The following is a 12,434-nucleotide window of genomic DNA, read 5'->3' as shown; positions in this document are numbered from 1 at the left end:
AAGCATACAGTAAGGATTGGCGGACTGACGGCCAATGAAAAACCGCATACGATACACGGCCGGCTCCCGGAGCACAATATAGAGGCTTAGAGCCCGTCAGCCCTTGATTTGGGCACTCTTCGCCCACAGAACTGTAGAAGGTAAACAAAGCCACTCGCTGCATAGCTGTTGGCGGGAGGCTGCTCTATACTGATAGTGAAGGGCGTGGCCCGCCGGGGCCCGCCACCCCTGACCAGAAATGAGGTTTTATCGATGAAAGTCAGCGAACTCATGAGTCACTGGGAAAAGAACGCCAGCGGACGTCTCACCGAACAAAGCTATGCGGTGCATCTACCGCTGGAAGACGCCGCGCGCATTGAGGCGCTGTGCGAGATGTACCCCAAGAAGACGCCGGAGAACGTGATCACCGACCTGCTCTCTGCAGCACTGGCCGAGCTCGAGTCCGGCATGCCGTACGTCAAAGGTTCCACCGTGGTCGCTGAAGACGAGGAAGGAGACCCTATTTTCGGGGATGAGGGCCCCACCCCCCGTTTCCTCTCCCTGAGCCAGAAACACCTGCACAAACTCAAGGGCGAGCCCGCCTGACCCCGCGCCGAACGCGCAAAAATGAACTAAGCTGAACAATCAGGCACGATCCGCTTCCCAACCGACAGGTGCGGGGGAGCGGAGCTGCTTCCTTATGGGTTTCTGACTGGAGGACACCACGATGGGATTGTTCAGTAAACACGATAATGACGCTCAACCCGAGGACGATAGCCTGGAGCTTCCCACACGGGATGATTTTCACCAACCCCTGGTGGAGGAGACCAGAACCCGCCCGGCCGGACGCTACAGTTTTGACGACGCCATCGGCCTGATACGGGACCTGCCCGAGGCGCCGAGTGATGAGCTGATGGCGGTGATCTGTAAAACGCTGGAATCCGCCCACATCCGGCTCGACGACGTTCTGCAGGACGCGCGCCAGAAGGAGCAGCGGGTCCGTCGCGAGCATCAAGGTATTGAGCAGGACATCCAAAGCCTGCAGAAGCAAATCGACAAGAAGCAGTCAGAGCTCTCGGAGCTGGCGCACACGCTGGAGGAGCTGATTCGCATAAAAGAACGGTTCGAACACGCCCGGCCACAGCAGGCTCCCTCACCCGCGCCGACCGCCTCACCCGCGAGCCCCACCACTTCACCTTTCGCCTCTGAGGAGTCGGACACCCCGACCGCCGAGGAAGAGCCCGCCACGCCGATTTCGGCGGGTCGACGAGGCCGGGGACCCGGCGCCCGCTAAACCCAGAGTCGCCCCCCCCCTTTTTTTCGGTCATCGCCCCGCTCCCACACCCGCCTTCCTGGCAGGTGTGGGCTCATCCTTCAATTACGCAATTGATTGCACCGCCAACGCCCCCTAAAATGGTTGATGAGAGAAACCCATAATCAGGATAACAACTATGTCATTATCAACCTCCCCCTCAGGCTCCATCGATCTGGACGACTACGATCGAAAAATCCTCCGCGCTCTTCAGGCGAGTGCCGACTACTCCATGGCAGACCTCGGCAACTTGATCGGGCTGTCCCATACGCCATGCTGGCGGCGCCTCAAACGGCTGGAATCCGAAGGCATCATTCGAGGTAAGGTGACCTTGCTGGACTCGTCGAAGGTCGGCATGAATGTGGTGGTCCATGGCGCAGTGCGCCTGACCGGCCACCAGGTAGAGACGCTTCGGGCATTTGAAGAGGGCATACAGGACATCCCCGAGGTACTGGAATGCTATGCCAGTACCGGAGACTGCGACTATCTTCTTAAAGTGGTGGTCAACAGTATCGAGCACTACGAACGCCTGCTGAATGAGCGACTGCGCGCCCTGCCCCATGTCGCCTCTATTCGCTCCAACTTCGCGTTGAAGCAGGTGAAATACACCACGGAACTGCCCCTGTAAGGCGATCAACCCTATTGCCACGGAGCAGCGGGATCAGGCGTCCATATCGGCGAATTGCTCTCCTTCGCTGTATATGATCTCGGAGACGACCTGGTCCTGATTCTTTTCGCCGCAGTCAATCACAATGTCCGCATAACGCTGGTAGAGTGAGCGACGCTCCTTGAAAACATCCGTCAAATTCTGACCCGGTGGGCAGGCGATCCCCCGAGACGAAAAATTATGAACCCGCCGCTCCAGTTCCTCCAACGGCACATCCAAAAACACCACACGCCCCGAGCGTTTCAGGTGGTTCATACCCGAGTCGCTATAAACCACGCTGCCACCTGTCGCAATCACGTGATTCAGATACCGACACTCCAACAAGACTTCCTCTTCCAGCTCTCGCAGGTGCTGGTAGCCATTGTCGTAAACAATATCCTGCAGCGCCTTGCCCGCTCGCGTCTGAATGAGGATGTCCGTATCCACAAAGGCTTTCACGAGTTCCTTTGCCAGCAACAGACCCACGGTGCTCTTGCCCGCGCCGGGCATTCCCACAAGAATCAGACTATTACCGACCGGTTCAACCACAGAAAACTCCTCATTTGTTGGCAGCAGGGACAGAAACTTACACCCTGAACCTTACCACCAGTTCCCTGAGGCTGGAAGCCAACTGCTGCAGACGCCCGCTGGCGGCCGCCGTGGTCGCTGCATCGTCGGAGGTGCGTGCTGCCAACTCGTTGATTTCCACCATGTTCTTGTCGATATCGGCGGTGACCGAGCTCTGCTCTTCGGCGGCACTGGCAATCTGAATCGCCATATTGGTAATACTCTGCACTGCCTCGGCAATATTCTCGAGAGATTGCCCGGCCTCACCGGCGGCCGCGACGGCCTCGTCGGTCATTTCACGGCTGGAAGACATCGCCGCCACCGCTTCCTGCACACCGCCCTGCAAGCGGGTCAACATGTTGCGGATGTCCTCGGTGGACTGCTGTGTCCGGCTTGCCAGGGTGCGCACTTCATCCGCCACCACGGCGAAACCACGACCCTGCTCACCCGCCCGAGCCGCCTCGATGGCCGCGTTAAGGGCCAGGAGGTTGGTCTGCTCCGCCACCCCGCGAATCACATCAATGACCGAGGTGACGTTCTTCGCCTCCTCTTCCAGCCGACGCATGCTCTCGGCAGTTTCGCTAATATGAGTGGACAGGCTGTTCACCCGGTTAACGGCCCGTTCCAGGCGCTCGCGACCATCATCGGTGGTGTGATTGGCATTTTTGGCGCTTTCAGCGGTTTCGTTGGTATTCTGCGCGACCTCACCGATGGCGGCCGTCAGCTCGTTCACCGCAGCCACCACCATGTTGATGGCCTGGCCCTGATCGTCAGCGGCCTTCTGGCTGCTGGTCGAGGCCTGCAACAGTTGTTCGGTGGAGGCGGAAACGTCCTCTGTCGTGGTTCGAATATCACCGATCAACTGCTGCAAGCGCGCCATGAAGCGGTTGAGGTGCCCCGCCAACTGCCCCAACTCATCGGTCCGGTCCAGGTTGACCCGCAAGGTCAGATCCCCTTCCCCTTCGGCAATGTCCTGAATCCGGGCGCTGATCTGGTTCAGGGGCCGGGTGACCAGCATCGGCAGGAAAGCCGCGGCGCCGAACGAAATGAGCGAACCCAGTATGCCGGACAGGGTAAGCACCGAAATCATGCGCTGCTCGTTCTCATCCACCTGCTGGTTCAACGCCTCGACCTGCTGCAGGCGACGCTCGGACACCACATCCAGATGCGTGCGAAGCTCGCTGAAAGCCTCGTAGACTCCCCCGAACGAACGGCTCACCAGCGGCTGCATCGCCAACGGGTCGGCCGTGCGGGCCTCTTGTATTACATCGGTACTGAGTTCAAACCAACGGTCGTAGAGGGTCTGGAACCGCTCCCGCTCCTCCCGGGTGACGATCTCCGAAATCTCGAAGGATTGCTGTGCACGTTCATAGGTTTGCTGCGCGTTGTCCTGGTGCTCCTGAAAAAGCGCCTCGCGATCAGCCCCGGGGCCGGCCATCAGCATCGCGCGCTCAGCGGTCAGCGCCTGGTATAAATCCCGGTCAGCCTGCAACAGAAGTTGAATTTCCGGCAAGTTAACCGCGGCTATGGTGTTCGTATCCTTCCCAAGCGTTGTCGTGGCGCGCACCGCATAAACGCTCACGCCAATAAAAATAATAACCAATAGCATTAAAGGCAGTGTCAGTTTCCAACGGAAACCCATATTGTTATACCAGCTGAACATGGCAAACCCTCTGAAACCAAAGACATAAAAACCCGAAGCAAACTTCCGCCTGCAATGAACGCGTTACGGTGCGGGACGCTTCTTCCAACATCAATGCTAGAAGTGTAGTCCAACCGTAAAATCCACGCCCGCTATCGGGTTATCGACAGCAGGCGCTGGAACTGTAAGGAAAAGGGGGATCGGAAGACAGGAACCGGAAACGTTTACTGGTGAAGCTTCAGGCTGACCTGCGTCAAGCGGGATTCACGCATATCCAGCACCACAAACTCCACCTCGCCCAGCCGCACGCGGTCGCCCACCACCGGGTGCCGGTATTGACTGTAAATATAGCGGGCGATGCTCCAGTTGGCTTTGTCCTCGGGAACCTCAAAGCCGTACAACATGCCAAGGTCCGCCAGCTTCGCCCGGGGCGTGACCACAAACTCCCCGAAGAACGCCTGGGCCGACAACCGGTCCGGCTCGTCCACACCGACCAGGAGCTTGTCCAAGGCGGGCAAGTCCGTCGCCGAGGCCAACAAGTAGACATGGTCACCCGGCTCCAAGCGGTGGCTGCTCTTGAGTGAGAGAGGCTGATCCTCCCTAAGAACGCAAAGCAGGCTGGCGCCCTGGGGCAATGGCATCTGGTCCGTGGGCGAGCGCAGGGCCGGGCTGCCGTCCGCCAGTTTGTACCCCACAAACTCATAACCCACCTGCCCGGGCACACCCAGCTCGACCCGCTGCACCCGGGTGGAGCTGGTCGGCACTTCCAGTTTGAGCTTGCGCGCAAGCGGCGCCACGGTCCACCCCTGGAGCACCAGAGACACCAACACGATGAAAAAGGCCACATTGAAGAAGAACGGCCAGTTGTCGAACCCCGCCAACCAGGGGAACATGGCCAGTACAATCGGCACCGCCCCGCGCAGGCCAACCCAACTGATAAACAGCTTTTCCCGCCAATCAAACTGGAACGGAATCAGGCACAGCCAGACCGCCAACGGCCGGCCAAGCAGAATCAGGAACAGACCCACCAGCACCGCACTGGGGGCGTACACCAACAGCTCTTTGGGGGAGACCAGCAACCCCAGCATCAGAAACAGACTGATCTGGGCGAGCCACGCGATGCCATCGTGAAAACGCTGAATATTGTAAAGCCCCCGGGACAGGCGGTTGCCCACCACCAGACCGGCCAGGTACACCGCCAGGAAGCCACTGGCCTGTAACGAGGCCGCCAGGCCAAAGGTGGAGATCCCGCCGAACAGGGCAAGCAATGGGTAGAGGCCGGGGCTCAAGGCCAGTTTGGCCACCCCCCAGGCGAGTATCCGACCGCCGGCCAGGCCGATGGCCGCCCCCACACCCATCTGCCAGACAAACTGGCCGAGCATCATCACACTGAAGCCGCCATCGCCGCGGGTCATGAACTCGACCAACAGTATGGTCAGGAAGATGGCCATGGGGTCGTTCAGGCCCGATTCAATTTCCAGGGTAGCGCCGACCCGGGTTTTAAGCGCCAACCCCTGCATGTTGAGCACCGAAAAGACCGCTGCCGCATCGGTCGAACCGACGATGGCGCCGATCAGAAAGCCTTCTATCCAGCCCACCCCGAGAATCCAGGCGGCGAAGGCACCGGTCAGCCCAGCGGTGACCACCACCCCGACGGTGGCCAACAACAGCGCCGGGCGCAACCCCACCCGAAAATTGTGTCGGTCGGTGCGCAGACCACCATCAAAGAGAATAACGGCCAACGCCAATGTCGCCATAAAATAGGCGGACTCAACATCGTCGTACTGGACCCCACCGAGGCCATCCTCCCCGGCGAGCATCCCGATAATGAGAAACACCAGCAACAACGGCATCCCCATGCGCGGGGACAGGGTGCTCGCGAGGATGCTGATGACAAACAGCATTCCCCCAAAGAAAATCAGTTGATTCAATGTATCCATAGGGAACCAATAGTACTACATTAAAGCGGCGGGCCAGTCTCTACACGGGAAGAACCCTCCGCGAAAAAGGCTCGCTGCAGCCTGCCAATTGCCGCCCCTGCTGGTAACGCCAGGGCGGGTTTCCTGTTATGATCGCGCCTGACCCGAACCCGATACGCCACACATAAAGTTGTCATTCATGTTTGATCCGAACGCGCTGCAACAGCTCTCCCAACTGAAATCCAACATACGGTCACAGAAAGACCTTTCCCAGGGCGTGGTACGAACCACAACCCGTCGCTTTGCGTTCGTCAATCTTGACGACGGCCGGGAGGCATTTCTGCCGCCGGAGGAGACCATGCGCGTCGTCCCCGGGGACCGGGTGGAAGTCGCCCTCACCACCAACCGAAAGGACCAGTTGGAAGCACAGCTGGAGCGTCTGATCGGGAGTGAGTTCTCCACCTTTGTGGGCCGTTACCGGATCAAGGGCAAAGCCCACTTTGTGGAGCCGGACGTCCCTCAGTTTACCCGTTGGCTCTTTATTCCGCCAAATCAGCGCAAAGGGTTTGAAGAGGGGGACCTGATCGAGTGTCGGCTCAGCCGCCACCCCTTCCATCACGAAGGCAAGGCCCAGATCACCATCACCGCCACCCTGGGCAAGCCCGGCGAGCCGGGGGTGGAAGCCCGCTACGTCAGCGCAAAGTTCCAGCTCCCCAACGAGTGGTCCGAAAAGGCTCAGGACCAGGCCCAGGCCATCAACCTGACCCCAATCACCGCCGAGCCGGGGCAGGAAGACCTGACCGAGCTGCCCTTCGTCACCATCGACGCCGAAAGCACCCGGGATATGGACGATGCCGTCTATGTAAAAGCTCGGGAAAACGGGTGGGAGCTCTGGGTCGCGATCGCCGACCCCAGCCGCTTTATTGCCCCCGACACACCGCTGGACAAGGCAGCCAGCGACCGCGCGAGCACTGTTTATCTGCTCGGCCAGAGCATCACCATGCTGCCGGCAGAGCTGTCTCACGACACCTTCTCCCTGGTACCCGAGCAGCGCCGCCCCGCGCTGGTCTGTCGCATGCACATTGAGCGCGACGGAAGCATTACCGACTACCGCTTCAGCGAAGCCCTGATCCGTTCACACCATAAACTGAGCTACAACGGCGTGAGCGATATTCTCGAAGGCAACCTTGAAGGCACCGACCTGCCCTCAGAACGGCAAGAGCTCCTGCTCCAACTGTATGACTGCGCCACCGCCCGTAGCGATTACCGCAAACAGCACGCGCTGCTGATGGAAGACCGGCCCGACTACTACTTTGTGCTGAACGATCAAAAGAAGATCGAGCGCATTGAAAAGCGCGAGCGGACCAAAGCGCACCGAATCGTGGAAGAGGCCATGCTCGCCACCAACATCTGCGCCGGTGAATTGTTCACCCGCCACCCCGGGCACGGCATTTTCTCCCATCACATCGGCTTTCGGCCCGAGCGATTGGAGGATGCCCTCAGCCTGCTTAAAGAAGACGCCCCCGAGTACGAGGTGGGCGACCTGCGGGAGCTGCCCCACTTTCAGAAGCTCCTGCGTGACCTGCGACAGAACCCGGACAACGCGCCGGCGTTTGAAACGCTGCTGCCGCTCATTCAACGCATGCTGCAGGCCGCCTCGCTCTCGGGCGATGCCAGTGAACACTTTGGGCTGGGCTTCCCCCATTACGCCACGGTGACCTCACCGATTCGCCGCTACCATGACTTTTACAACCACCGGGCCGTAAAACGCATATTGCGCGAGGAAGCGCCGAGCACGCCGAGCAAAGAGCTGCTGGAAAGCCTCCAGGGCCGACTGCAACGTGCCCGCCAGGCCTGCCGGCAACTGGAGCAATGGCTGGCCTGCGACTTTGTCAGCGACAAAATTGGCAGCGTCCACACCGGCACCGTCGCGCTGGTAAACTCCATGGGCATCGGCGTGCGCCTGAATGACTGGGGCATCGACGGCTTTGTTCGCCTCGCCGACGGCGACACCAAGCCGGCGTTCGACTCCCGTCGCCTCAAAATTTCCCTCGAAGCGCAACAGTACCAACTGGACCAAACCGTCAACGTCGTTATTCAGGGCGTCGATAAGGAGCGCCAGCGCGTCGTACTGGAAGTGGTGGATGAGGCAACCGCTGAGCGGCTGAAAGCCTGGGAGCAAGCTCCGGCAAGCACTGACTGAAGGCCAAAAAAAGGCGCCCCGAAGGGGCGCCAAACGTTGGTCTCACAGAGAACCTAAATCACTACATCCGGAAGCTGACCCCCAGAACCAACCGCGGCTCTTGAGAGGTATAGGTCATGGGGTGTGAAGAATATCCCAGGTAGCTGGTCTGCTCTTCACCGGTAATATTAATCGCTTCTGCAGTGAGCGAGAAGTTATCGTTGATATCCCAAGTCAGGTTGGCATCCCACTGGCCATAAGCGTCATAAAATTCCGACGCACCGTTCTGCAGACCGCCCACATCAAACACCGAGCGATGTGGTGACAGGTACTCATCACGCCACGTGTACGCCAAGCGAGTGCTCAGATACTCGTTCTCATAGAAGCCCATCACATTAAAGGCGTGCTCGGATACGCCGGGCAGGCCCAGGTTGCTATTCAACGTGGAATCCGTATCGGTCTTGCTGTCGGAGAAGGTATAGTTGGCGCTCATCCCAAAACCGTTTTCAAACGATTGCTGGAACGCCAGTTCAATACCAGAGACGCTGCCGCCCGATCCGTTCTGCGGTCGGTTAACACCGCCCCAGCTACCGCCATCAGGTCCATCGTCTGCACCGAACTCCAGGCGCGTTTCGCTGGCAATGAACGACTCTACCGCCTTTGTGAAGGCACCGGCCGAAAGCAGGCCGAGATCATCAAAGTACCATTCAAACGCGACATCGGCTTGGGTTGCACGGTACGGGTCCAATGACGGGTTACCCGAGCTGCCTCCAGTGAACTGGAAGTAATCGCCAAAACCCGGCTCATTGGTCCGCGTGTAATTGTATTGCTGCCCACGGCCGAGGTCCTGCAGGTTGGGACGAGCAATCACCTTAGCGGCCGAGAAGCGTAGTTTGGTGGCGTCGGTAGTATCCAGGACGAAGTTCAAGCTGGGCAATATATCCCAATACTCTTCTGTAACGGTTTCGTTATTCCACACCAGCAACACGCCCTGACTGTTCCAGCCATCAGTGGCTTGAGTCCAGTTTTCGGCAACAGCCTGAGGATCCCGGGTGGCCAGCTGGATATCCACTTCGGTATTCACCACACGGACACCGACATTCAAGGTATAAGGCACACGATCACCGCTGAAATCAGCCTCACCGTACAGCGCAGTGCTGGTCTCGGTCACGACCCAAGAGTTCAGCGGCACTTCAAACCAACGCCCTGGGGTATTGGGAGCTACGCCATCAATCCAGCCCTCGACATCGTTCACAATCGGCGCGGCATCGTGCATCAGCACGTTGGACTGGTAACCACCAGAAGGGAAGAAGTTATTGAGCTCGACATAACGATCGGGGTTATCCGTGAAGCTTTCCCAGGGCAAATATCCCGGGCTGCCACTCCAACGGCCCGCTCCGCCAAGCATGATATCCGGGCCATACAACGCTTCGGCCATATTCGTGCCGTTTGAGGTTTCCAGCTCGAACGCTTTCAGACCAATTGCCGCATCGATGAAATACCCCCAAGGCCCGAAAGGCCGATTATCGTCGAGGCCATCACCATCAATGTCACAGGTCTGCTTGGCGGGAATGCCGCCATTACCACATAAATCGTAGTACACCGCCTCCCGTACGCCGTCGTTCAACGGGCCCGGCTGAGTCTCGGGATCAAAATTGGTGGGAGTAACGATATTCCCATCTTCATCATAGATATTGGGCGTCATGGCCCCTTCGGTCCGACTGAAGTCAGTCATCCAGCGAAGCTCTCTGAAATCCACCTCCTCTTCAGCGCGGCGCACGCCAAAACTCAGTGTTTTCAGGTCGCCCAATTCAATATCGTACTCGGTATCGAACCGAACGCTGTAGGTTTCCTGCTCCACATCAGAGCCCAGTGCCCAGTGAGACTTGTAGGTGTGGTAGTCGGGGTTGGTCAGAATGCTCGGATCGGTGTAAGCCAGAGAGGGTTTAGAGCCAGCGCGATACTCGTAGCGGGTTTCGCTGTCGCGTGGATTGGGGACTACGTCTCCCCAACCGTTGGGGGACTCATCGGTGCCGACATAGCCCCGAAAGGTGTAGGGAGTAAACCGGCTATCGACCATACCCGCTCGGCGCTCATGGGAAGCCTCGGCATAGGTAAGCGCTGAACTCGCCCGGAACGCCCCGCCGTTGTCAAAATCGGCCCTAAACGCCAAGTTGTCGGCGTCGCCTTCCATCACTTCACCAGCGGTGTTGGTCTCACCACCTGGCACATCGACAGTGCCGTAGGTCAGAATACCGACTTCATTGGCGCTATTGATACCGTAGTCGAATTCTTCGTTAACACCAGTGGCATCATCAGTGGCCATGGGGTGTTTCACGGTATAGGAGCGAGTTTCAATATCCAACGTGGAGTGGAACCAGTCGAATCCGAACTCCAGTGCATCGGTCGCCTGCCAACTCAAATTGACCGAGGCCCCTAACCGTTCGCGCTCTTGCTCCGTATCCATTACATAAAACATACCCGGTGCCAGATAAGACCTTCCGTCCGAACACGTCAGTGAGTCGGTATCGAATTCGCCGCCTTCCGTGCACAGCACACCGGTATTCTCCCGAGAGAAGTTCTGGATCATGTCGTTGTGCACAGTCTTCTGGTTAATGGTCAGTGAGGCAATGGCCCCAAAGTCACCCCAGTTGTTACCGGCCACAATGAATGCGGAGGGCTTTACGTCCTCCGCATCCAGCCCCTGGTCAGCTTTGATATTGGCAGCAAACAAGGGGGCCGAAAGATCCAGTGCACTTCGGGTTTTCAGATTGATAACACCGCCCATCCCACCTTCCACCATGGAGGCAACAGGCGTTTTGTAGACTTCGACACCACCGAGCAATTCTGACGGGATACCCTCCAGTGAGCCGTCGTAGTTCTGACGCCATTCACCAAGCTGGTAATACTCCATACCGGAAACAAAATTTTCGCCATTGAGCAGAGTGATGTTCTGGTCCAGGCCACGGATACGGACCTTAGTGCCCTCCCCGCCCCGACGGTCAATCTGCACACCGGGAAGACGCTGCAGCGACTCGGCGACATTCTGATCGGGCATCTCACCGATGTCATCGGCGGTAATCGCCTCCATCATCTGGGTGGATTCTCTCTTAAGATCGATCGACTGCTCCAGCGAGCTTTTGATACCCCGCACCACGACTTCTTCGATTGGACCATTCGTAGCTTGCTGAGCTAAAACCGGCGCACCAACCCCGCTGGCCATTAGAGAGGCAACCACGGACGAAAGGATGCGTTTATGAAAGGTAGAATGTGTTGGGTTCATGCTGAACTCTCCATATTAGTCAGAATGGGTTTTCTTGAGCCTCACCGTAAGGTGGATACTCTGGAAACCACACTTTTTACTTATTTAACACTCCGACAAGGCTTCCCAGCCGCTTGGCACAATTTATTGGCGATGAACTATCTGCCCAGGTAAACCACCCCCGGACAATAACAACCGGTACAACTGAAAATCGCCGTTATTGGCTTTTATACGCGACCGAATACCGAAGCTATGCCGACACATTATTGAACACCGCCTTCGCTCTCATTGGCTAATTGGCGGAATGCAACGGATATGAAACCGTTTACACGAAGAGGAGATTATTCCGTTGTAAAAGGAGAATCAACCCCTTTAACTAGAAATTAAGGGGCATGGCGTAAATAGCCACCTTTATGTTGTTTTTGGCGAAATTCCGAGGAATTTAGGAGTCAAGGGAAGAAGTAGAGAGTTTAAGATTGCTCTGGGACATTCAGCTAGCTATCCCCCGCCCAATAGTTTTGTTCAAGCGTTTTCGCTCACCATCTTTTTATTTTCCAGCGCTCTGGGCCCGCTCTGCCATGCGGGGGAAAGAACGTCGTTGTGCTAAATGCGAGAAACGCTGTTGTAGTAGCCAATTGTACAGCCTACAAAAGTGTACAGATTCACATTAATAAACTTATTTAAAGAATAATAAGTAATCACCTCAAAGTAAAAGTTTTAGCCCTCTTCCCCATAATTAAAAAATCGTATAAGACTGGTATTGCAAATATCTCCACGAATAATTTAGATTACCTCCTGTGAAACCGATTACACGTAATTCCACATATTTGTTGTGTAGAGACGTTTCACGATCAGAAGCCACCTGCAAGATGTAGCTTTATTCAACAGCAAAAAGAAATTTTTATTACTAGCCAACTTCGAAATC

The 12,434-nt window shown here is 57.2% G+C and carries 8 protein-coding genes; 4 read left to right on the top strand and 4 right to left on the bottom strand.

What is annotated here, in order from left to right; genetic code table 11:
• The first annotated feature begins 252 nt into the window (after nucleotides 1–252).
• From G547_RS0105350 to G547_RS0105340, 3 genes are all read left to right on the top strand, one after another.
• Entirely contained in the window at nucleotides 253–585 is a 333-nt protein-coding gene (locus G547_RS0105350) for a hypothetical protein (protein ID WP_027328953.1), read from the top strand.
• Between the two features lie 121 nt (nucleotides 586–706).
• Nucleotides 707–1,273: a DUF4200 domain-containing protein gene (locus tag G547_RS0105345; protein WP_027328952.1), complete on the top strand. Its 567-nt coding sequence runs from the start codon at nucleotides 707–709 to the stop codon at nucleotides 1,271–1,273.
• Nucleotides 1,274–1,430: 157 nt separating this feature from the next.
• Nucleotides 1,431–1,919, top strand: a complete 489-nt coding sequence (locus tag G547_RS0105340; RefSeq protein ID WP_036187358.1) for an Lrp/AsnC family transcriptional regulator — start codon at nucleotides 1,431–1,433, stop codon at nucleotides 1,917–1,919.
• A 33-nt stretch (nucleotides 1,920–1,952) separates the two neighbouring features.
• Here G547_RS0105340 and G547_RS20265 read toward each other — a convergent pair whose 3' ends face one another.
• From G547_RS20265 to G547_RS0105325, 3 genes are all read right to left on the bottom strand, one after another.
• On the bottom strand, nucleotides 1,953–2,447 hold the full coding sequence (locus G547_RS20265) for a shikimate kinase (protein ID WP_051234980.1): 495 nt from the start codon (nucleotides 2,445–2,447) through the stop codon (nucleotides 1,953–1,955).
• 76 nt (nucleotides 2,448–2,523) lie between these two features.
• Nucleotides 2,524–4,167, bottom strand: coding sequence for a methyl-accepting chemotaxis protein (locus G547_RS0105330; protein ID WP_027328950.1), 1,644 nt, complete (start codon nucleotides 4,165–4,167; stop codon nucleotides 2,524–2,526).
• A 203-nt stretch (nucleotides 4,168–4,370) separates the two neighbouring features.
• Nucleotides 4,371–6,086: a potassium/proton antiporter gene (locus G547_RS0105325; protein ID WP_027328949.1), complete on the bottom strand. Its 1,716-nt coding sequence runs from the start codon at nucleotides 6,084–6,086 to the stop codon at nucleotides 4,371–4,373.
• 178 nt (nucleotides 6,087–6,264) lie between these two features.
• Here G547_RS0105325 and G547_RS0105320 point away from each other — a divergent pair, with 178 nt between their 5' ends.
• Nucleotides 6,265–8,268 (top strand): VacB/RNase II family 3'-5' exoribonuclease, encoded by a 2,004-nt coding sequence (locus G547_RS0105320; protein WP_027328948.1) that lies wholly within the window; start codon nucleotides 6,265–6,267, stop codon nucleotides 8,266–8,268.
• Between the two features lie 61 nt (nucleotides 8,269–8,329).
• Here the strand turns inward: G547_RS0105320 and G547_RS0105315 are convergent, their stop codons facing one another.
• Complete coding sequence (locus G547_RS0105315; RefSeq protein ID WP_084645709.1) at nucleotides 8,330–11,530, bottom strand: TonB-dependent receptor domain-containing protein; 3,201 nt, start codon at nucleotides 11,528–11,530, stop codon at nucleotides 8,330–8,332.
• Nucleotides 11,531–12,434: the final 904 nt, after the last annotated feature.

Origin of the sequence: Marinimicrobium agarilyticum DSM 16975 (assembly GCF_000423345.1) — a bacterium.
GTDB classification, from domain to species: domain Bacteria; phylum Pseudomonadota; class Gammaproteobacteria; order Pseudomonadales; family Cellvibrionaceae; genus Marinimicrobium; species Marinimicrobium agarilyticum.
The sequence above is the reverse complement of the archived record's forward strand: the minus strand, read 5'-3'. Positions and strand labels throughout refer to the sequence as shown.